Raw genomic sequence first — 23,090 nt, 5'->3', positions numbered from 1 at the left:
CAGAGAGCCGCGTAAGCTGAGATGCGGTGGAATCACATATGATGAACTCCCCTCTGAGTGCCAGTTCGAACAGCTAGTTAAGTAGGATTGGTCGGGTGTACACTGCACTCGTTAACTAAACGGAGCGATAAACGTCGCTCATAAGATGGTAGTTGTAAAACTGTCATGAATAAGGGTGGTACCGTGGAAAGAGATCTTTTCACCCCTTTGACCAAGATTGTGGTCACGTTTGGGGTGGAAAGATTTTTTTAATACAAAAAAAGTAAACTGTAACCTATCCTTACGTTTTGTCATTGAGGCCCCGCCTTTCATTTTAGGCGATCCTCAAGTTTCAATACAATTTTTATAACCGTTTCAAGGGGTACTAGTTAACTGGTAAGAAGGAGGAGGCAAAAATGAGTACCAAGTTAAAGAAAGAAGCGAAGCCTACAGCGACTGAAAAGCAAACACTATCGGGTTCTAGTATGTTGATTCAAGCTTTGGCAAAAGAGAATGTAGATGTCATCTTTGGGTATCCCGGGGGGGCCATTCTACCTACCTATGATGAGATTTATAAAACAGGTATTCGTCACATCTTAGCTCGTCACGAACAAGGGGCGATCCATGCGGCAGAAGGGTATGCGAGAGTTTCGGGTAAACCAGGTGTTTGTGTCGTTACATCAGGACCAGGGGCAACAAATGTAGTGACTGGTATTGCTGATGCAATGATTGACTCGCTTCCGCTTGTGGTTATTACGGGGCAGGTTGCTACTTCAGTGATTGGAACAGATGCGTTTCAGGAAGCAGATGTCATTGGGGTAACAATGCCAATTACAAAGCATAACTACCAAGTTCGTTCGGTTGAAGAGCTGCCGAGAATCATAAAAGAAGCATTCCACATTGCTACAACTGGGCGCCCTGGTCCTGTGCTCATTGATTTACCGAAAGATGTTTCCATTGCTTCAGGAATTTTTGATTATGACGAGGAAGTTGATTTGCCAGGATATCAACCTACTGTCATTCCAAATAAGCTGCAAATTCGCAAGCTTGCTGAAGCTGTAAGTGAAGCGAAAAAGCCAGTCATTTTAGCAGGAGCTGGTGTCCTTCATGCACAAGCCTTTGATGAGTTATACGATTATGCTGTTCAGCAAAATATTCCTGTAGCTAATACGTTATTAGGCTTAGGTAGTTTTCCTGGTGAGCACGAGCTTTCATTAGGAATGGCTGGGATGCATGGGACATATACAGCAAACATGGCGATTCACCAATCCGATTTACTCATTAGTATTGGGGCACGGTTCGATGATCGAGTAACAGGTAATTTAGCTCACTTTGCACCAAATGCAAAAGTAGCACATATCGATATCGACCCAGCTGAAATTGGAAAAAATGTTGAAGCACAAATCCCAGTTGTAGGTGATGCAAGAGAGGCCCTTAAGGAACTCGTTGCTTTAGAAGCCGAACGCGGTAACAATGCGGTTTGGAGTGAAGAGGTTCAACGTTTAAAAGAAGAGTATCCACTTTGGTATAAAGAAGAGGGAGGCACGATTAAGCCACAGCAGTTAATTGAATCGATTTATAAAGTGACCAATGGGGAAGCGATTGTTACCACTGATGTTGGTCAACATCAAATGTGGGCCGCTCAGTATTATAAGTTTAATAAGCCGAACCGTTGGGTGACATCAGGTGGACTTGGAACGATGGGCTTTGGTTTCCCAGCCGCAATTGGAGCTCAATTTGCTGAACCTCACACCCCAGTCGTATCGGTTGTAGGCGATGCAGGCTTCCAAATGACAGCTCAAGAATTATCAATTTTACAAGAGCTAAACTTGCCGGTTAAAGTTGTGATTGTAAACAATGCATCACTTGGAATGGTTAGACAGTGGCAACAATTATTTTATGAAGAACGTTACTCAAATTCGCTCTTCCCAATCCAGCCGAACTTCGTCAAGCTAGCAGAAGCTTATGATATTAAAGCGATGAAAATCGACAAGAAAGACGATGTTGAACAGGCGTTAACAGAAGCGATGGCACATCAAGGTCCGGTATTAATAGATTTCCGGGTCACAAAAGAAGAAAATGTGTATCCAATGATCGCACCTGGAAAAGGACAACATGAAATGGAGGGGATTAAGCCATGAAACGTACAGTTACAGCAACGGTAAATAATACTTCTGGTGTTTTGAACCGGATTACAGGATTATTTGCTCGACGTAACTTCAATATTGAAAGCATCACAGTTGGGATTACTGAAAATCCATCAATATCACGGATGACCTTTGTGGTCGTCGTTGATAGCCACCAAGGCATTGAACAAGTGATAAAACAATTGAATAAACAAGTGGATGTCTTAAAAGTAAAAGACATTACTGATGAGCCGATAGTGGCAAGGGAGTTAGCACTCATTAAGATTTTTGCTTCCCCACAACAGCGTGGCGAAATTGCTGCTGTTGTTGGCCCATTTCGAGCCACGATTATTGATGTTAGCCGTGAGAGCATGACAGTTCAAGTCACGGGTGACCACCAAAAAGTAGAAGCGCTGATTGACCTTTTACGTCCATATGGAATTAAGGAAATTGCCCGAACAGGAATTACAGCCTTTAAACGGGGAACAAAAAAATCAGTCATTGATGAAAATCGATATACGTTAATTAATTAAAAATTAATTATAAAAACTATTAAACTACATTTTATTTTTAAAAAAAGGAGAGATTTATAATGGCAAAAGTATTTTATAACGGAGATGTAAATGAAGGTGTATTACAAGGGAAAAAGGTAGCAATCATCGGGTACGGTTCTCAAGGTCATGCCCATGCACAAAACTTACGCGAAAGTGGCGTTGATGTGATCATTGGTCTACGTCAAGGGAAGTCTTGGGATCAAGCAAAAAATGATGGTTTTAATGTTTATACAGTAGCAGAAGCTGCACAACAAGCAGATGTAATTATGGTGTTACTACCAGATGAGCATCAACCAAAAGTATATAAAGAAGAAATTGAACCAGCACTTACGGATGGTAAAGCATTAGCATTCGCACACGGGTTTAACATTCACTTTAACCAAATCGTTCCTCCATCAACAGTAGACGTATTTTTAGCTGCACCAAAAGGACCAGGTCACCTCGTTCGTCGTACGTTTGAAGATGGAGCAGGTGTACCAGGGCTTATCGCAGTGTATCAAGATGCGACTGGATTAGCAAAAGACATTGCATTAGCGTATGCAAAACAAATTGGTTCAGCAAGAGCTGGCGTATTAGAAACAACATTCCAAGAAGAAACTGAAACAGATCTATTCGGTGAGCAAGCCGTACTATGTGGTGGTACATCAGCACTAGTAAAAGCTGGGTTTGAAACATTAGTAGAAGCAGGTTATCAACCAGAAGTCGCTTACTTCGAATGTTTACATGAGTTAAAACTAATTGTTGACCTTATGTATGAAGGTGGACTTGAATATATGCGCTATTCCATCTCAGATACAGCACAGTGGGGTGACTTCCAAGCAGGACCTCGTGTCGTAACGGATGAGACAAAAGCTGCGATGAAAGAGATTTTAACAGATATCCAAACAGGGAAATTTGCAAAAGGTTGGATTCAAGAGAATCAAGTGAACCGCCCTGAATATACTGCAATTAATGAAAGAGAAAAACAGCACCCTATCGAAGTTGTCGGACGTGAACTTCGCGAAATGATGCCATTTGTTAAGGCCAAATCAAAAGGAGTGGTAGGTAGTGCAAAGAATTAATGTCTTCGATACAACGTTAAGGGACGGAGAACAATCAGCAGGAGTGAACCTTAACTTTGAGGAAAAGATAGAGATTGCAAAACAACTAGAACGCCTTGGTGTAGATATTATTGAAGCTGGGTTCCCAGCTTCTTCCCAAGGGGACTTCAATTCCGTGAAGGCAATTGCAGATACAGTAAGAGGGAGTTCTGTGACAGGTCTTTCCCGATCGCTTCAGAAAGAAATTGATATTTCTTGGGATGCGCTTAAAGGCGGAGCAGAACCACGCTTACATGTATTTATTGCGACCTCACCTATTCATATGACGCATAAGCTAAAAATGACACCAGACCAAGTTGTCGAAGCTGCGGTTGACTCCGTGAAATATGCGTCACAACGTTTCCCGCACGTGCAATGGTCAGCTGAGGATGCTTGTCGCTCCGATCTTGATTTTCTCGTCCGAATTGTAGAGAAGGTCATTGATGCAGGTGCTAGTGTCATTAACATTCCTGATACGGTTGGTTATATTACCCCGCAGGAAATTGGTCATATCTTTAGTTATTTGAAGCACAATGTTCCAAACATTGATAAGGCTAAGCTTTCGGCACACTGTCATGACGATCTTGGAATGGCGGTTGCGAACTCATTAGCAGCGATTGAAAATGGCGCTGAGCAAGTCGAATGTACGATTAACGGCATCGGTGAGCGGGCCGGAAATGCCTCACTAGAAGAGATTGCCGTTGCTCTAAAAATTCGTGGTGATTTTTATCAAGCAGAAACCGGGTTGAAACTGAACGAAATTAAGCGCACAAGTACTCTCGTCAGTAAGCTAACAGGTATGGCTGTGCCTAACAATAAAGCTGTTGTTGGTGACAATGCCTTTGCTCATGAATCAGGAATTCATCAAGACGGTGTCTTAAAAGAAAAAACAACCTATGAAATTATCACGCCTGAGTTAGTAGGTGTTTCTTCTAACCGGATGGTATTAGGAAAACATTCCGGACGCCATGCCTTCAAAGAGAAGGTCAAAGAACTTGGTTATACAGCGACAGAGGAGCAAATCAAAAAGGTCTTTAAAGAATTTAAAGAGCTTGCAGATAAGAAAAAAGAAGTCACAGAGGATGATATTTTCGCACTGATGACAGAAGAGAAGATTGGTTCTGCTGTTAAATACTATGAAGTAGAAACGATCCAAGTGAACTACGGAACGACAAACATTCCAACGGCAACAATTACGATGACAAATCCAGATGGTGAGCTCGTTCAAGAAGCAGCAACAGGGTCTGGAAGTGTTGAAGCGGTTTACAATACGCTAGAACGAATTATTAATGCTCCAATTGTTCTGAAAGATTATCGTATTCAGTCAATTACTGGAGGTCGTGATGCATTAGCAGAAGTATATGTCAAAGTATTGTTCAATGACGTTGAATCGAGCGGTCGTGGCACAGCCCATGACGTGTTAGAAGCTTCTGCAAAAGCTTATGTCAATGCGGTAAACCGTATCTTAAACCGGAAAAATCGTAGTGAAGTAGCTGAAAGTAAAGTTCACATCTAATTCGGTGAAGTGAGTTATGGGAAGGAAGGATCAAATGAAAAAAAAGATCACAGTATTACCTGGAGACGGGATCGGCCCTGAGGTTGTCCAATCCGCTGTTAATGTACTAGATACAGTTGCTGATCAGTTTGGTCATGAGTTTGAATATTCGTATGCAAAAATCGGTGGGGTGGCGATTGATGAGGAGAATTCGCCACTCCCATCTGAAACTGTTCGTGTATGTAAGGAAAGTGACGGCATTCTGTTAGGTGCTGTTGGTGGCCCTAAGTGGGATACACTTCCTGGCGATATGCGTCCAGAAAAAGGTCTCTTGGGGATTCGTAAAGAACTGAATTTGTTTGCTAACTTACGACCAGTCACAGCTTTTGATAGCTTAATTGAAGCATCAACTCTTCGTAAAGAAGTCGTTAAAGGCGTAGATTTAATGATCTTACGTGAACTTACAAGCGGGTTATACTTTGGTGAACCAAAGGAAAGACGAGAAGAAAACGGCGAGCAAGTTGTTGTTGACACGCTCTACTACAAACGTAGTGAAATTGAACGTATCATTAAACAAGCGTTTGAACTAGCTCGTGTTCGTCGTAAAAAAGTAACATCGGTTGACAAAGCGAATGTTCTAGAATCAAGCCGTGTTTGGCGTGAAGTTGCTGAAGAAGTCGGCAAGCAATACCCAGATATCGAGCTTGAACATATGCTCGTCGATAATGCGGCCATGCAATTAATTCGTGATCCAAAACAGTTTGATGTTCTTGTAACGGAAAATATGTTTGGAGATATTTTAAGTGATGAAGCGTCGATGTTAACAGGATCACTTGGTATGCTTCCTTCAGCGAGTATTGGTAGCACAGGACCTGGACTTTATGAACCTGTCCACGGCTCAGCACCAGATATCGCTGGACAAGGGAAGGCTAATCCGCTAGCAACGATTGCGTCAGTTGCGATGATGCTCAAATACTCATTTGGACTAAGCAAAGAAGCAGAAGTCGTTGACAAAGCGGTGTCTACAGTACTTGAACAAGGTTATCGTACAGGGGACATTGCTGCTGAAGGTGAGACGACTCTATCAACAACAGAAATGACAGAAAAGGTTATTGCAGCAATGACAAATCAAGCAAAAGTTACTAACTAACTCTAGCATAGTTATCCTTCATCAAATGATATTAGTGAATAAAGTGAGGGGAAGAGGAGAATGAGTCCAAAAACAATTATTGAAAAGATCTGGGATAAACATACGGTTGTAGCTGAAGAGGGCAAACCTAATCTACTATATATTGATCTTCATATGGTTCATGAGGTGACATCACCACAGGCGTTTGAAGGATTACGCTTAAATAATCGTAAAGTTCGACGACCTGATTTAACATTTGCAACGATGGACCACAATGTTCCTACGGTTGATCGCTACAATATTACTGATCAAATCGCAAAAAAACAAATGGAAACTTTATCTGAAAACTGTAAGGAATTCGGTATTAACATTGCTGATCTGAACAGTCCAGATAATGGTATTGTTCATGTCATTGGGCCAGAACTTGGTTTAACACAGCCAGGAAAAACAATCGTTTGTGGAGACAGTCATACTTCGACTCATGGAGCTTTTGGCGCACTTGCATTCGGAATTGGGACAAGTGAAGTTGAGCACGTATTAGCGACACAATCTCTATGGCAAGCGAAGCCGAAAACACTTCAAGTCAATGTAACGGGACGTCTTAGCGAAGGAATTACGGCAAAAGATGTGATTCTAGCCATTATTGCAAAGTTCGGCGTTGACTTCGGTACAGGTTCTGTCATCGAGTTTACAGGTGAAGCGATCCGTGGCATGACAATGGAAGAACGAATGACGATTTGTAACATGTCAATCGAAGCAGGGGCGAAGGCAGGATTAATTAGCCCAGACCAAGTGACATTTGACTATTTACAAGGACGAGAAAATGTTCCTTCTGGAGAAGAGTTTGAGAAGAAGGTTGAAGAATGGCGTGCACTAGCAACAGATGAAGGTGCGGTGTACGATCGCAGTGTAGAAATCGATGGATCAGAAATTCAACCGATGGTGACATGGGGAACAAATCCGTCACAAGGAATTGGCGTTCATGAAACAGTTCCCAATCCAAATGATGCAACAACTTCTTCTGATAAAAAAGCGATTGAACAATCACTAGAGTACATGGGGTTAACGCCAGGAACGAAAATGACAGATGTAGAAGTCAATCATGTCTTTATCGGATCATGTACAAACTCACGCATGAGTGACCTTCGTGCAGCGGCAGCTGTAGCAAAAGGGAAGAAAGTCGCTGAAAATGTCCGAGCGATGGTTGTCCCAGGCTCACAAAAAGTTAAGCTACGTGCAGAAGCAGAAGGACTAGATAAAATCTTCATCGATGCTGGCTTTGAATGGCGTGAATCTGGCTGTAGTATGTGCTTAAGCATGAATCCTGATTTTGTTCCTGAAGGCGAGCGTTGTGCATCAACCTCGAACCGTAACTTTGAAGGCCGTCAAGGAAAAGGGGCAAGAACACATCTTGTCAGCCCGGAAATGGCAGCTGCAGCTGCAGTTACTGGCAAATTCGTTGATGTACGAACACTTGATAAATCTCCAGTTTAATCAATGAATCTATGAATACTAGAGAAGAAGGTGGAAGGAATGGAACCAATTGTCGTTCATAAAGGAAAAGTAGCAGCGTTAAATCGTGTGAATGTAGACACTGATCAAATCATCCCAAAACAATTTTTAAAGCGTGTTGAGCGAACTGGCTTTGGACAATATTTGTTTTTTGATTGGCGCTTTAATGCGGATGGATCAGACAATCCTGAGTTTGAATTAAACCAAAGTCATAACCAAGGGGCAACGGTGTTAGTAGCCGATCATAACTTCGGTTGTGGGTCTTCACGAGAGCATGCACCATGGGCCTTGCAAGATTATGGTTTCAAAGTGATCATTGCTCCTAGCTTTGCTGATATCTTTTATAATAACTGTGTAAAAAATGGCATCTTACCGATCCGTTTAGCAGAAGAGAAAGTCTATGAGTTAATGAAGAAAGCCGAGCGTGCTGATTATGAAAGCACGATTGATTTGGAGAAGCAAGCGATTACGGATGAAGATGGCTTTGCTGCTTCATTTGAGATTGATAGTTATTGGAAAGAAATGCTTTTGAACGGTTGGGATGAAATTGGCGTTACTTTGACATACGAAGACCAAATCGCAGCATATGAAGAAAAAGTGAATGCATAAGCAATCGATCGGTTAAAGGGGCCCTACACTCACTTTTTAGGTGCTCATTGCACAAGTCTTGGTAGTTGAGTTTACTACCAAGACTTTGTTTTTATGATGGATTCCTATTAATAGGTGAGAGTTTTTATTTCTTTTCGTCCTCTTTTTGCGTACACACCCAAGAACTTTTAGAATGATCATGTTAAGAGATTTTTAATGTTATTAATGAGAATTGTATTTCATGATTGTAACTGGTAAACTAATGGGTAAGCCGACGATACATAGATGGTTAGTCCATGTTTCTTTAGAATCTAATTAGTCAGAGTGGAGCGATTGCATGGGTGATGATCAAAGCAAACGAACGAAAGAAAATGTAGTGCTGTTTCCAGGTCTCATCAACAAGTTGGTTGAAAAAGGGATGGATTCCTTAAAAGAAAAGCATTATACACAAGCCCTATCCTACTTCAGGCAATCACTCGAAGTTGAACCAAATCATGCTCAAGGAAGGTTTGGTGAAGTGTTAAGCTTAATTGAACTTGGTCGTTTAAATGAAGCAAAAGAAGCGAGTGAAACGATGCTAAAGGAGGATATTGGTGATTACTATGATGTGCTTCAAGTCCATGTCTCTTTACTAGTTCAACTGTCAAAATATGATGAAGTTGTAACGATGCTTGAAGCGATAATTGCTGAAGATAAGCTACCGCCGCATCTAGCGGAATCATTTTACCAACTGTTGCATTTTAGTAGACAGATGGTTGAGGCGGAGGCTGAGCCCTCGATCGAAATTGATCGCGAAGCCGATGAGCTAAGCGTCGATGCGATCGATGTACTTCTTGAGCAATTAAACAGTCATGAGCCTAATTTACAATGGCATGCGATTCAACAGTTAGGTAATGTCATAAATGAGCATGTTTTAGCTGCTTTCTATGAATTTTTGAAAGTAGAAGAGAACGATCCGATCTTGAAAACGATGGTCTTGCAGATGATCAAAGAAGAGGGGATCGATGATACCGTTACTGTACATAAATTTGACCAAACGATTTCGATTAAAGCCGATGAACTTGAAGATGTACTACATAGTGAACTAGGATTACGAGTATTGAATCGATTATCAGAAGAAGTTGAACATGAGAACCCAAGTCTATACGAGATGATGGTAGAGTTATGGTGGCATTATTTGATTGCATTGTATCCGCTTACACCAACCCCTGAGGATAAAGATCTCTGGGCAGCAGCTATACATATGGCAGGACTAGAAAGTATTGGAAGTGATTATACTGAAGAGGAGATTGCGAAAACGTATGATCAGCCAATACGAGTATTACTTGAAAAAACAGAAGAAATAACGACGGTAAACAAGCAAGTCTTTCAATGGGCATTCAAGCTATAATACAGCAATTGTTCTTGAATTGAATAAGTGATATGTTATAATGTAATGGTTGTAAATCATGGAATTTAAAAGGTTTATTCGTTACGGGTCAACCTTATGAAAGTTGGAGGGAAAGAATAAATGACTGCTAAATGGGAAAAGTTAGAAGGAAACCAAGGTGTCTTAACCGTTGATGTTGAGGCAGAAAAAGTAGATGCTGCACTTGATCAAGCATTTAAAAAAGTAAGAAACCAAGTGAATGTTCCTGGATTTAGAAAAGGGAAAGTTCCTCGTTCATTATTTGAACAAAAGTTTGGTGTGGAATCTTTATATCAAGATGCACTAGACATTCTATTACCGGAAGCATATGCACAAGCAATTGATGAAGCAGGCATCGAGCCAGTTGATCGTCCTGACATCGATATCGATCAAATGGAAAAAGGTAGCAACCTTATTTTCAAAGCAAACGTAACAGTGAAGCCAGAAGTACAACTTGGTGAGTATAAAGGGCTAGAAGTTGAAGAAAAAGATGTTACGGTGGCAGATGAAGATGTTGAAAACGAATTAAAACAACTTCAAGAAAACCAAGCAGAACTTGTTGTCGTTGAAGACCAAGCGATTGAAAATGGAGACACAGCTGTTATGGACTTTGAAGGCTTTGTTGATGGCGAAGCATTTGAAGGTGGACAAGCTGAGAACTATTCTCTAGAAATCGGTTCAGGTCAATTCATTCCAGGCTTTGAAGAGCAGCTTGTTGGCTTAAAAGCTGGAGATGAAAAGGATGTTGAAGTAACATTCCCAGAAGAGTATCATTCAGAAGATCTAGCTGGAAAGCCAGCAACATTCAAGGTGAAAGTTCACGAAGTAAAACGTAAAGAACTTCCAGCACTTGATGATGAGTTTGCAAAAGATGTTAATGAAAATGTTGAAACATTAGATGAGCTTAAGCAAGAGCTTAAGGACAAGCTTGTCAAAGATAAAGAACATGAAGCAGATCACCATAAACGTGACACGGTTGTTGAAGCAGCTGCTGAAAATGCAACAATTGACATTCCTGAAGCAATGATCACGACAGAAGTTGATCGTATGCTACAAGAATTTAGTCAACGTTTACAAGCACAAGGTATGACAATTGATATGTACTATCAATTTGCAGGTACTGATGAAGAGGGTATGCGTGAGCAGTTCAAATCTGATGCTGAAAAACGTGTACGCATCAACCTAACGCTTGAAGCCATTGCTGATGCAGAAAACATCGAAGTGTCTGAAGAAGATGTTGAAAAAGAATTTGAGAAAATGGCTGAAATGTACCAACGTCCAGTTGATGAGATTAAGCAACTTTTACAAATGCAAGGCGGACCTGATGCTCTTAAAGGTGACTTGAAAATTCAAAAAGCAGTAGATTTTCTTGTTGATAATAGCAAAACAATTGCATAATAATAAGTAAGGAACAAGGCGCGAATTTTTCGTGCCTTGTTTTATACACATAAACAATCGGGTAAGCTAACAAGGAAGCAATAAAAAAATTAAGCAATCAATCATGCGAAAAAGAGGAAATGAGGTGCCTTTTATTGAATTTAATACCTATGGTTGTTGAGCAGACCAACCGTGGCGAACGATCCTATGATATTTACTCACGCTTGCTGAAAGATCGCATTATCTTCATTGGCTCACCAATTGATGATCAAATTGCAAATAGTGTAGTCGCTCAGTTATTGTTTCTAGCTGCCGATGATCCAGAAAAAGACATAAGCTTATACATAAATTCGCCAGGTGGTTCGATTACCGCCGGAATGGCAATCTATGATACAATGCAATACATAAAACCCGATGTTTCCACGATATGTGTAGGTATGGCTGCGAGCATGGGCTCATTTTTACTAATGGCAGGTGCGAAGAACAAGCGATTTGCTTTGCCGAATAGCGAAGTGATGATTCATCAACCTTTAGGTGGAGTAAAGGGTCAAGCTGCAGATATTAAAATTCATGCTGATTGGATTTTGAAGACAAAAGAAAAGGTCAATCAATTGTATGCCAAACATACGGGGCAACCGGTTGATAAGATCCAAGCAGATACAGAACGTGACAACTTTTTAAGCGCTGATGAAGCGAAACAGTACGGATTAATTGACGCTGTTGTTTCAGAGGTGCAATAATTGTAAGGGGTGATACGATGTTTAAATTTAATGAGGAAAAAGGGCAACTAAAGTGTTCCTTTTGTGGTAAGACTCAAGACCAAGTCCGTAAATTAGTTGCAGGACCAGGTGTTTATATATGTGATGAATGTATTGAGTTATGTACAGAAATCGTAGAGGAAGAGTTAGGGACGGAAGAAGAAGTTGAATTTCAAGAAATTCCGAAACCTCAAGAAATTAGAGAGATCCTCGATGATTATGTCATTGGCCAAGGGCAAGCGAAAAAGTCACTATCTGTTGCAGTCTACAACCATTACAAGCGAATTAATTCTTCAAGTAAATCAGAAGATGTGGAGCTAGCGAAAAGTAACATTTGTATGATTGGGCCGACAGGAAGCGGGAAAACATTACTCGCGCAAACATTAGCTCGTATCTTAAATGTTCCATTTGCGATTGCTGATGCAACATCATTGACTGAAGCAGGTTATGTTGGTGAAGATGTAGAGAATATTCTTCTTAAACTAATTCAAGCAGCTGACTATGATGTTGAGAAAGCGGAAAAAGGAATTATTTATATTGATGAAATTGATAAAGTGGCTCGTAAGTCTGAGAACCCATCAATTACAAGAGATGTGTCAGGTGAAGGGGTACAACAAGCGCTCTTAAAGATTCTTGAAGGAACGTCAGCTAGTGTACCGCCTCAAGGTGGGCGTAAGCATCCTCATCAAGAATTCATCCAAATCGATACAACGAATGTTCTCTTTATTTGTGGTGGAGCATTTGATGGGATTGAACAAATCATTAAACGCCGTCTTGGTAAGAAAGTGATTGGGTTTGGATCAGAAGGAAAACAAGAAGAGTTGGAGCCAGGTGAATATTTAGCAAAGGTATTACCAGAAGACCTGCTTCGCTTTGGACTGATTCCAGAATTCATCGGTCGTCTACCGGTTATCTCAAGTCTACAACCGTTAGATGAAGATGCTTTAATTGAGATCTTAACGCAACCGAAAAATGCACTTGTGAAACAGTACCAAAAATTACTTGAGCTTGATGACGTCGAGCTAGAGTTTACAGAAGAAGCCTTACGTGCCATCGCTCAAAAAGCGATTGAACGTAAAACAGGTGCACGTGGCCTGCGTTCAATTATTGAAGCGATGATGCTTGATGTTATGTTTGATTTACCATCGCGTGAAGATATTGTCAAATGTATCATTACACCAGAAACAGTAACAGACAACAAAGCCCCAACGTTAAAAACAGAAGATGGCACAGAGATTAAACTCGATAAATCTGAGCCGAAGGAAAGTGCATAATTAGATACAAAGAAAATCCTTGACTACAATTGGTTAGTCAAGGATTTTTCTGTTTAGTGATGGAAATCTCGGAGATACTAAGAGAAGCACAAGGCGCCCGCAAATCGGCGACTAGCACTGGAGAGCCGGAAGTAAAAGCGATAATTTGCTTCAATTGACGGACCGAAGTGACCTCGAGCCGATGGCGCAGGTTTCAAAGTACGAAGCTTTTATCCTTTCGTTTAAAATGATTAATTATATTTCCAGGAGGTTTCGCATCTATGAATTGGACAGGAATTGCATTAATTATTCAGCTTTTCTTCGGGATCATTATTGGGCTTTACTTTTGGAATTTATTACGAAATCAACGGACACAGAAGGTTTCTGTTGATAAAGAATCTCGTAAAGAAATGGAAAACTTGCGTCGCTTGAAGGCGATTTCTTTAAGTGAGCCATTATCTGAGAAGGTTCGCCCGGCAAACTTCGAAGAAATTGTTGGGCAAGAAGAAGGCATTCGTTCGCTACGAGCAGCTCTTTGTGGTCCAAACCCACAGCACGTGATCATCTATGGACCTCCCGGTGTTGGAAAAACAGCAGCTGCACGATTAGTACTAGAAGAAGCAAAAAAGAACCAAAAATCACCGTTTAAGGAAGAGGCGACATTTGTAGAATTAGATGGGACAACGGCTCGCTTTGATGAACGGGGCATTGCTGATCCATTAATTGGTTCGGTTCATGATCCGATTTATCAAGGGGCTGGTGCCATGGGACAGGCTGGAATACCACAGCCGAAGCAAGGTGCTGTAACAAAAGCTCACGGCGGTGTGCTATTTATTGATGAAATTGGTGAATTACATTCGATTCAACTCAATAAACTTCTTAAGGTACTCGAGGATCGTAAAGTATTTTTAGAAAGTGCTTATTATAATGAAGAAAATACGCAAATCCCTCGTCATATCCATGAAATCTTTCAAAATGGTCTCCCAGCAGATTTTCGCTTAATTGGTGCAACGACTCGTACACCGCAAGAGATACCACCAGCCATTCGCTCTCGTTGTCTTGAAGTTTATTTTCGGGCGTTACAGCCAGAGGAGATTATTAAAATTGCCAAAAAGGCCGCTGAAAAAATTAAGTTTACCGCTGAAGATGGGGCATTAGAAATCATTTCGAAATACGCAACCAATGGTCGTGAAGCTGTCAATGTCGTTCAAATTGCAGCAGGGCTCGCGACAGCAGAAGACCGCAAACAAATTAAAGCTGCTGATATTGAGTGGGTGATTCATTCAAGTCAATTGTCCCCGCGACCGGAACGAAAAATCCACCCGGAGCCACAAATTGGCTTGGTCAATGGACTTGCTGTTTACGGTCCCAATATGGGAGCGCTTCTTGAAATTGAAGTGAATGTATTAGAAAACAAAGGAAAAGGGACGATTAACATTACAGGGATTGCTGAAGAAGAAAGTACGGGTGATCGTATGCGCTCAATTCGTAGGAAGAGTATGGCAAAAGGATCAGTTGAAAATGTTGTGACAGTGCTTCGCAATATTGGCTTACCTACAGAAGATTACGATATCCATGTCAACTTTCCGGGTGGAACACCGGTAGATGGACCATCGGCAGGTATTGCAATTGCCACTGGGATTTATTCAGCCATAAAGGGTGAAAAAGTTAAAAATACGGTAGCGATGACAGGTGAAATTGGCATCCATGGTGCTGTAAAACCGGTCGGAGGTATTGTAGCTAAAGTGGAAGCAGCGAAAAAAGCTGGTGTTGAAAAGGTCTTTATTCCAAAGGATAATGAACAAGCCATTCTTCAGGAAATCACAGGCATCACGGTCCTTCCGGTTGAGTCGTTTGATGAGGTACTCGATCAAGGTCTAGTTGAAAAAGGTCATAGTGAGGAAGAAGCTGTTCCTGCGAGTCAATCGATTGATTCTCCAGCTACACCATTGTAAAGAGAACGTATAATTAGACAAAGATGGCAGGATAAGATAAAATTGTACAAGATATTATAATAAGGATGACCTGTCACTATTTTGAAATCGTGTTACAGCCTCATAAGAATGCCCGTCTTTTTCACGCTTTTTATGAAGGAATAATTCTTATTATTGATCCTAATTTTAAAACGAATTTGGAATTGGGTATGCAACAGGAAGTTATGGAGGTGCTTTCGTATGGGCGATGAAAACAAACGAATCATTCCTCTATTACCGTTGCGCGGCTTACTTGTCTTTCCTACGATGGTTCTACATTTAGATGTAGGAAGAGACAAATCGGTTCAAGCGCTTGAGAAGGTAATGGTCGATGATCATGAAATTATACTTTCCTCTCAAAAAGAGATTGCCGTTGATGAGCCTAGTAAAGATGAAATCTACCGTATTGGTACATTAGCAAAAGTGAAGCAAATGTTAAAGCTTCCCAATGGTACGATTCGTGTCCTCGTCGAAGGGTTAAAGCGGGCGAAAATTGAAGAGTTTACCGACAATGAAGAGTATTTTGAAGTGGAGGTTAGCTTGATTGAAGAATCAAGTGAAGCCGAAGCTGAAGAAAAGGCACTGATGAGAAATGTATTAGAACAATTTGAACAATACATTAAATTATCAAAGAAGGTCTCTGCCGAAACATTAGCATCTGTGTCTGATATCGCTGAGCCAGGCCGACTTGCTGATGTTGTCGCGTCTCACTTACCGTTAAAAATAGCTGAAAAGCAAGAGGTTCTTGAAATCATATCAGTGAAAGATCGACTAATGAAATTGATCGAGATTTTAAATAATGAAAAAGAAGTATTAGGGCTTGAGAAAAAGATTGGTCAACGTGTTAAAAAGTCGATGGAGAAAACTCAAAAAGAATATTACCTTCGTGAACAAATGAAGGCGATTCAAAAAGAGTTAGGTGATAAAGAGGGCAAATCAGGTGAAATCTCTTCGTTACGAGAGCGAATTGAAGAAGCAGACATGCCTGAAAATGTAGAAGAGAAGGCATTAAAAGAATTGGATCGCTATGAGAAAATGCCGGCCACTTCAGCGGAAAGCTCAGTGATTCGTAACTACATCGACTGGTTACTGACAATTCCATGGAACGAGGAAACAGAGGATCTTCTTGATATTAATCGGGCTGAAGATATCCTTAACGAAGATCACTATGGCCTTGAAAAAGTGAAAGAGCGTGTCCTTGAATATTTAGCGGTTCAACAATTAACGAAGGAATTAAAAGGGCCGATTTTATGTCTAGCAGGACCTCCTGGGGTCGGGAAAACCTCGCTTGCTCGCTCTGTCGCCCGAGCGCTTGATCGGAAATTTGTCCGAATTTCGCTTGGAGGCGTTCGTGATGAAGCGGAAATCCGTGGTCACCGTCGCACGTATGTTGGTGCCATGCCAGGTCGAATTATTCAAGGCATGAAAAAAGCTGGATCAATTAATCCGGTCTTTTTACTTGATGAGATTGATAAGATGGCCAATGATTTCCGTGGAGATCCAGCAGCGGCTCTATTAGAAGTGCTTGACCCCGAACAAAACAGCACGTTCAGTGACCATTATATTGAAGAACCTTATGATTTATCGAAGGTAATGTTTGTAACGACGGCAAATAACGTCGCAACGATTCCGGGACCGCTTCTTGATCGGATGGAAATTATCCATATACCTGGCTATACCGAGCTTGAAAAACAAAAGATTGCTGATCGCTACTTAATGCCTAAACAAATGAAAGAACATGGTCTTTCAAAAGGGAAACTTCAAGTTAAGGAAGAAGCGATTCTAAAAGTGATTCGTTACTACACCCGTGAAGCAGGGGTTCGTAACCTAGAAAGGCAAATGGCTACGTTATGCCGAAAAGCGGCTAAGCAGATTGTCTCAGGCGAAAAGCAACGGGTAGTATTAACAGAAAATACAGTTGAGTCGATGCTTGGTAAACCTAAATTCCGCTATGGAATGGCTGAAGAGGAAGATCAAGTTGGCGCTGCAACTGGGCTTGCGTATACAACAGTTGGTGGGGATACGTTATCAATTGAAGTATCAATTGCACCTGGAAAAGGAAAGCTCACACTCACAGGGAAACTTGGCGACGTTATGAAAGAAAGTGCTCAAGCGGCTTTTAGTTATATCCGTTCACGTTCAGAAGAGCTTGATATTGACCCTGGATTTAATGAGAACAACGATATTCATATCCATGTCCCAGAAGGAGCGACACCAAAAGATGGACCGTCAGCAGGGATCACGATGGCTACTGCATTGATTTCTGCGTTAACGGGACGTGTCGTTAAAAGAGAAGTCGGTATGACAGGTGAGATTACTCTTCGTGGCCGTGTGTTACCAATTGGTGGTTTGAAAGAAAAGTCAATGAGTGCACACCGGGCTGGATTAAAAACGATCATCATTCCAAAGGATAATGAAAAGGATTTAGAAGATATTCCTGATAGTGTCCGAGGAGACTTAAAATTCATTGCAGTTTCTCATTTAGATGAGGTATTAAAACATGCATTAGGAGAGAAGAAATGAAAGTAACAAAAGCAGAGCTGGTAACAAGTGCAGTCAAACCAGAGCACTATCCGAAAACGCACCTACCAGAAATTGCGTTAGCAGGGCGCTCGAATGTTGGAAAGTCATCGTTTATTAACAAAATGGTTAACCGAAAGAATTTAGCACGAACGTCACAAAAGCCCGGAAAAACACAGCTGTTAAATTTCTTTACGATTAATGACGTTCTCCATTTTGTCGATGTGCCCGGCTATGGCTTTGCCAAAGTCTCGAAGAAGGAAAAAGAGGCATGGGGAACGATGATTGAAACGTACATACAGGAACGTGAGCAATTAAAAGCTGTGGTTTTAATTATCGATATCCGTCACAAGCCATCAAAAGATGATGAACTGATGTATGATTGGCTTAAACATTTTGAAATACCGGTAATCCTTGTTGCGACAAAAGCCGATAAGGTACCGAAAGGAAAGTGGCAAAAGCAATTAAAACAAATCAAAGAAAGCCTTGAAAAAGACCCGGAAGATCCACTTTTGCTGTTCTCATCAGAAACAGCCGAAGGGAAGGACAAGATTTGGAAAACAATCGAGGCTTATATCAAATAAGAGCAAGAGTGCTTGACGCACTTTTGCTCTTATTTCTAGTGGATTATTTCTTCTTTAAGATCAAGTATAAACCAATGATAATCAGGACAAGTGGCCATAAACCATCGACAATCGTAAAAAGTTGATTCACCCAGTGGATAAACCCGGAATAAAAAAAGGCTAGCAATGAGACGATGACAAGCGCTACTCCTGGAAATAGGCCATCTCGTTTCGTCCTGCTATAAAGAAGGATAAAAGAGAGCCCGGTGATCAGTGTGAACATCGCCCAATGGTTTGGCCAAAAAGGTAGGAAATTGAGGGCATGAAAATGAATCCCAAAACCGAAGAGCAGAGCACCGGGAAATAAACTACTATGCTCCCGACCGATATAGCCTTGAAATAAAAAAGCGAGGCCGACGACAAGTAGGATTGTGGGCCAAGAAAAAAGGTAATGGACAAATGGCAATTGGAATTGTTGCAGAAAGAAAAAGAGGCCTACAGCAATCAACAATATTCCAGGGAAGATGCCTTGACGCTTCATGATTCGACGCTCCTTTTTAGTTATGGTACTATTATAGTAAGAAGTTGGTTATCCTAAGGAATAAATTCCTATGCAACCAATAATCAGAAACAACACCATCATCATAGCATACTGTTTCAAGATCTGTTCACAATTTTTTTTTTTGAGTGATCGAGAATACATGTTATAATTGTGACAGTATGTGTCGGAGTTAAAAATGAACATGAGGTTTTTTTGAAATTATCTGGGGGTGAAGTTTGTTATGCACATCCTAGTCATTGGATTAAACTATAAAACAGCCCCTGTCGAAATTCGCGAAAAGTTTGCTTTTCAGGAGTCGGAACTTTCACAGGCGCTATATCAATTAAGACATTCAAAGAGCATATTAGAGTGTACGATCGTTTCAACCTGTAATCGTACAGAAATTTATGCGGTAGTTGACCAATTGCATACAGGACGGCATTTTACGAAGGCATTTTTATCGGAATGGTTTGACCTTCCAAAAGAAGAGTTTACGCAATACCTTGATATCCGAGAAGACACGCATGCGATTGAACATCTCTTCCGGGTAGTCTGTGGTCTTGATTCAATGATTTTAGGTGAAACACAGATTCTAGGGCAAGTCAAAGATAGTTTTCTATTTGCACAAGCTGAACAGGCGACAGGCACAATTTTTAATGAATTGTTTAAACAAGCAATTACGCTTGCGAAACGTTCTCATTCAGAAACAGAGATCGGCAATAATGCTGTGTCTGTAAGTTATGCAGCGGTAGAATTAGGGAAGAAGATTTTTGGAGACTTCAAAGATAAGCATGTCCTTATTCTAGGTGCTGGAAAAATGAGTGAATTAACAGCCAAACATTTACATGCTAACGGAGCTGAGCAAGTTACGGTCATTAATCGTACGAAAACAAAGGCTGCCGAATTAGCAAAGCGTTTTTTAGGACAGGCACGGCCATTTGAAGAACTACAATCAGCAATTGTTGAAGCAGATATCTTAATAAGCTCTACAGGGGCACAAAACTATGTGATTTCACAAGACCTTGTCAAAGATACGCTGAAATCACGAAAAGGTCGACCGTTATTCATGGTAGATATCGCAGTACCACGAGATTTAGATCCTCAGCTAGCAGAGCTAGATGATGTCTATCTTTATGATATCGATGACTTGCAAGGGATTGTTGAAGCAAATATGCAGGAACGCCAGAAGGAAGCGGAAAAAATCGAACTCATGATTGAAGCTGAGATTGATGAGTTTAAACAGTGGTTAAATACATTAGGTGTCGTTCCACTTATCTCTGCGCTTCGCACGAAAGCATTAAATGTCCAGGCAGAAACGATGCAAAGTATTGAGCGGAAGCTTCCGGATTTAACCGAACGAGAAAAGAAAGTGCTAAGAAAGCATACAAAAAGTATCGTGAACCAACTGTTACGTGATCCGATTACGCGCGCCAAAGAGATGGCTGGTGAAGAGGATGCAGAAGAGTCGCTACGTTTATTTACGAAAATCTTTGCACTTGAAGAAGAAGTGGCATTACAAGAGAAGAAAGAACGAGAAAAGTATCGCGTAGAGATGGCTGAACAGGAATGGTCAAAGAAAAAGCATGAAAGTCTAGCAAAGGCTAACGGTATTTTTGTTCGCTCCTAAGAGAGGAGTTATCTTGTGGCTATTTTAAATTGGATTTATGTTATTACGATTATTTTATATAGTGGAAGTTTAATTGGATATTTTATTGATTTTATACAACACAACCGGAAGGTCAACCGAGTCGCCTTCTGGTTGCTTTCTATTGTTTGGGTATTACAAACTGTCTTTTTTGTCTTCCGAATGATCGAATATAACCGTCTGCCAATTTTAACACCATTTGAAGGGTTGTTTTTTTATGCTTGGATTCTTGTAAGCCTTTCGCTAGTGATTAATTGGTATTTTCGTGTCGATTTTCTAGTGTTTTTTACAAACAGTGTTGGTTTCTTAATGATGGCGCTAAGTCTATTTACGCCAACAGGTGATGTTCCACAGCAGTTGTCTGATTTATTAATTTCGGAGTTACTTGTCATCCATGTCACAATGGTTCTGTTGTCATATGGGGCATTCACGGTTGCGTTTGCATTTTCAATCATGTATGTGATGCAGCACCAAATGCTAAAACGAAAGCTATGGGGAAAGCGCTTGTTGCGACTCGGGAGCTTATCAAAGCTAGACCGGCTTGCCTTTGTCTCAACGGTAGTTGCGTTTCCATTGCTGTTAGTAGGACTGATTTTAGGATTAGTGTGGGCATCAATCAAACTCCCACAAATGCCATGGGTCGATGCCAAAGTACTCGGTTCATTGGGGGTGTTGTTGATCTATGGGTACTATTTGTACCAACGGGTGGTCAAGCAAATACGGGGCTATTCCGTCGCGCTCATGAATGTAGCCGCTTTTTTAATCGTTCTCATTAATTACTTTTTGTCAGGGAATTTTTCGGAATTTCATTTGTGGTATTAAATGGATTATAATAGATCTAGATTGAGCAAAATTGGAGGAAAATTATGAGAAAAATAGTCATCGGTTCAAGAAGAAGTAACTTAGCATTAACGCAAACAGAATGGGTCATTGAAGAGCTAAAAAAGCTAGATGTTCCTTTTGAGTTTGAAATTAAAAAGATTGTAACAAAAGGTGACAAAATTTTAGATGTTACGCTATCAAAGGTTGGCGGAAAAGGCTTGTTCGTTAAAGAGATTGAGCAAGCAATGGAGGACCATGAAATTGATATGGCTGTTCACAGTATGAAGGACGTGCCATCAGAGCTTCCGCCTGGATTTAAATTAGGAGCCGTTACAGCGCGTGTTGATCCACGTGACGCCTTTATTTCGAATGACAATGTCCGCCTTGCTGATTTACCTGCTGGGGCAGTTGTTGGGACAAGCAGTTTACGTCGTTCTTCTCAACTTCTAGCCAAACGTCCTGATCTTGAAGTAAAGTGGATTCGCGGTAATATTGAAACACGTTTACGCAAATTGCGTGAAGAGGACTTTGATGCGATTATCCTAGCAGCAGCCGGATTAGAGCGTATGGGCTGGGGCGATGATATTGTTACGGAATATTTAGAGCCAGACGTTTGTATCCCAGCAGTCGGACAAGGGGCACTGGGCATTGAGTGTCGTGCAGATGATACAGAGGTACTCGAGCTGCTCCAAAAAATCAATGATGCGAAAACAGAACGAACGGTTGCGGCAGAGCGTGCATTTCTCCACAAGATTGAAGGTGGATGTCAAGTACCAATCGCAGCGTACGGGACGTTAGCGGAAGATAACCAAGTAAACCTTAAAGCACTTGTTGGTTCTCCAGACGGGAAAGTGATTTTGCAAGAGTCAATCACAGGTGATGATCCCGTTGCGATTGGTGAGGAAATTGCGACTCGTCTCATGAATGAAGGGGCAAAAGATATTTTAGATAAAGTTAAGAAAGAGCTTGATCAGTAATGAGTGAAGGCCTGCTAGCAGGTAAACATGTTTTAGTTACGAGAGCGAAGTCACAATCACACGAGCTTTCAGCTAAAATTAAGGAAGCTGGCGGTATTCCGGTTGAGGTGCCGCTGTTATCCTTCCAGCAGCCGGACGATCTTACTGCAATAAAAAAAGCGATCTCACAATTGGATAGTTATGACTGGCTTGTGTTTACAAGTGTGAATGGGATTCGTTTTTTCTTTTCGATTTTACATACATATCAATATGACTTAAACGATTATGATCATTTGAAGATTGCTGTTGTAGGTAATAAGACGCAAGCAGAGTTAGAGAGGTTTGGAAGTAATGCTGATCTCGTACCACCCTCTTTTGTTGCTGAATCCTTACTTCGTTCGTTGAAAGAAGTATTAGGTAGAGGTGAGCGCGTTCTATTTCCAAAAGGAAACCTTGCACGCAGTGTCATTCCTGATGGGCTGAAAATAGAAGGGTTCGTTGTGACCGAAATCGATGTATATGAAACGGTACGTGCAGATGCTTCAAAATTACGGTTGCGACAAGTGCTTGAAACTCGCCAGTTAGATTTGATTACGTTTACAAGCTCATCAACGGTCAATCATTTCGTCCAATTACTGAATGATCATCAAGAATGGCGCTCCTACATCGAAGGCGTAGAAATTGCAGCGATTGGACCAATCACCGCTGATACACTTATGGCAAACGGATTACATCCAGAAATTGTCGCAAATACATATACAATAGATGGGCTTATGGAAGCGATACATAACTATTTGAAGGGGGAATGACGT

The 23,090-nt window shown here is 41.0% G+C and carries 19 protein-coding genes and 1 other annotated feature (1 of these 20 running past the window's edge); of the genes, 18 read left to right on the top strand and 1 reads right to left on the bottom strand.

The annotated features are described in order from the left end of the window. Positions 1–210 (top strand) — a binding site (T-box leader) (it extends 45 nt beyond the left edge of the window). Between the two features lie 185 nt (positions 211–395). From ilvB to yihA, 14 genes are all read left to right on the top strand, one after another. After that, positions 396–2,120, top strand: a complete 1,725-nt coding sequence (ilvB, locus tag KH400_RS00595) for an acetolactate synthase large subunit (protein WP_217221236.1) — start codon at positions 396–398, stop codon at positions 2,118–2,120. Beyond that, positions 2,117–2,638 (top strand): acetolactate synthase small subunit, encoded by a 522-nt coding sequence (ilvN, locus tag KH400_RS00590; protein ID WP_217221234.1) that lies wholly within the window; start codon positions 2,117–2,119, stop codon positions 2,636–2,638. The genes ilvB and ilvN overlap by 4 nt, the downstream gene beginning before the upstream one ends. Positions 2,639–2,697: 59 nt before the next feature. Then, entirely contained in the window at positions 2,698–3,720 is a 1,023-nt protein-coding gene (gene ilvC, locus KH400_RS00585; protein ID WP_217221232.1) for a ketol-acid reductoisomerase, read from the top strand. Beyond that, entirely contained in the window at positions 3,707–5,254 is a 1,548-nt protein-coding gene (locus KH400_RS00580; protein ID WP_217221231.1) for a 2-isopropylmalate synthase, read from the top strand. The genes ilvC and KH400_RS00580 overlap by 14 nt, the downstream gene beginning before the upstream one ends. Positions 5,255–5,288: 34 nt before the next feature. After that, positions 5,289–6,383, top strand: a complete 1,095-nt coding sequence (leuB, locus tag KH400_RS00575; RefSeq protein ID WP_217221229.1) for a 3-isopropylmalate dehydrogenase — start codon at positions 5,289–5,291, stop codon at positions 6,381–6,383. A 60-nt stretch (positions 6,384–6,443) separates the two neighbouring features. Further along, on the top strand, positions 6,444–7,856 hold the full coding sequence (gene leuC, locus KH400_RS00570) for a 3-isopropylmalate dehydratase large subunit (RefSeq protein ID WP_217221227.1): 1,413 nt from the start codon (positions 6,444–6,446) through the stop codon (positions 7,854–7,856). A 39-nt stretch (positions 7,857–7,895) separates the two neighbouring features. Beyond that, positions 7,896–8,483 (top strand): 3-isopropylmalate dehydratase small subunit, encoded by a 588-nt coding sequence (leuD, locus tag KH400_RS00565; RefSeq protein WP_217221226.1) that lies wholly within the window; start codon positions 7,896–7,898, stop codon positions 8,481–8,483. 316 nt (positions 8,484–8,799) lie between these two features. Next, positions 8,800–9,852 (top strand): DUF3196 family protein, encoded by a 1,053-nt coding sequence (locus KH400_RS00560; protein ID WP_217221225.1) that lies wholly within the window; start codon positions 8,800–8,802, stop codon positions 9,850–9,852. Positions 9,853–9,972: 120 nt separating this feature from the next. Next, entirely contained in the window at positions 9,973–11,268 is a 1,296-nt protein-coding gene (gene tig / locus KH400_RS00555; RefSeq protein ID WP_217221224.1) for a trigger factor, read from the top strand. A 134-nt stretch (positions 11,269–11,402) separates the two neighbouring features. Next, the gene (gene clpP / locus KH400_RS00550) at positions 11,403–11,987 is read left to right on the top strand and encodes an ATP-dependent Clp endopeptidase proteolytic subunit ClpP (protein ID WP_281418614.1); all 585 of its coding nucleotides are present in this window, start codon (positions 11,403–11,405) and stop codon (positions 11,985–11,987) included. A gap of 17 nt (positions 11,988–12,004) precedes the next feature. Then, the gene (gene clpX, locus KH400_RS00545) at positions 12,005–13,279 is read left to right on the top strand and encodes an ATP-dependent protease ATP-binding subunit ClpX (protein WP_217221222.1); all 1,275 of its coding nucleotides are present in this window, start codon (positions 12,005–12,007) and stop codon (positions 13,277–13,279) included. Between the two features lie 260 nt (positions 13,280–13,539). Further along, positions 13,540–15,213, top strand: a complete 1,674-nt coding sequence (lonB, locus tag KH400_RS00540) for an ATP-dependent protease LonB (RefSeq protein ID WP_217221219.1) — start codon at positions 13,540–13,542, stop codon at positions 15,211–15,213. Between the two features lie 219 nt (positions 15,214–15,432). Next, a complete protein-coding gene (gene lon / locus KH400_RS00535; RefSeq protein WP_217221212.1) occupies positions 15,433–17,754 on the top strand; it encodes an endopeptidase La in 2,322 nt (773 codons plus the stop codon). After that, complete coding sequence (gene yihA, locus KH400_RS00530) at positions 17,751–18,335, top strand: ribosome biogenesis GTP-binding protein YihA/YsxC (protein WP_217221209.1); 585 nt, start codon at positions 17,751–17,753, stop codon at positions 18,333–18,335. Before lon ends, yihA begins: the two co-directional genes overlap by 4 nt. 43 nt (positions 18,336–18,378) lie before the next feature. Here the strand turns inward: yihA and KH400_RS00525 are convergent, their stop codons facing one another. Continuing rightward, complete coding sequence (locus KH400_RS00525; protein ID WP_217221208.1) at positions 18,379–18,855, bottom strand: LiaI-LiaF-like domain-containing protein; 477 nt, start codon at positions 18,853–18,855, stop codon at positions 18,379–18,381. Positions 18,856–19,096: 241 nt separating this feature from the next. Between KH400_RS00525 and hemA the strand changes: the two genes are divergently transcribed. The 4 genes from hemA to KH400_RS00505 are packed head-to-tail and all read left to right on the top strand — an operon-like array spanning position 19,097 to position 23,087. Continuing rightward, complete coding sequence (gene hemA, locus KH400_RS00520) at positions 19,097–20,482, top strand: glutamyl-tRNA reductase (protein WP_217221207.1); 1,386 nt, start codon at positions 19,097–19,099, stop codon at positions 20,480–20,482. Between the two features lie 15 nt (positions 20,483–20,497). After that, complete coding sequence (locus KH400_RS00515; RefSeq protein ID WP_217221206.1) at positions 20,498–21,322, top strand: cytochrome C assembly family protein; 825 nt, start codon at positions 20,498–20,500, stop codon at positions 21,320–21,322. A gap of 44 nt (positions 21,323–21,366) precedes the next feature. Beyond that, on the top strand, positions 21,367–22,299 hold the full coding sequence (hemC, locus tag KH400_RS00510; RefSeq protein ID WP_217221200.1) for a hydroxymethylbilane synthase: 933 nt from the start codon (positions 21,367–21,369) through the stop codon (positions 22,297–22,299). Then, complete coding sequence (locus tag KH400_RS00505; RefSeq protein ID WP_217221198.1) at positions 22,299–23,087, top strand: uroporphyrinogen-III synthase; 789 nt, start codon at positions 22,299–22,301, stop codon at positions 23,085–23,087. The genes hemC and KH400_RS00505 overlap by 1 nt, the downstream gene beginning before the upstream one ends. The last annotated feature ends 3 nt before the right edge of the window (positions 23,088–23,090 follow it).

Source organism: Desertibacillus haloalkaliphilus, assembly GCF_019039105.1.
Taxonomy (GTDB): Bacteria; Bacillota; Bacilli; order Bacillales; family KJ1-10-99; genus Desertibacillus; species Desertibacillus haloalkaliphilus.
The sequence above is the reverse complement of the archived record's forward strand: the minus strand, read 5'-3'. Positions and strand labels throughout refer to the sequence as shown.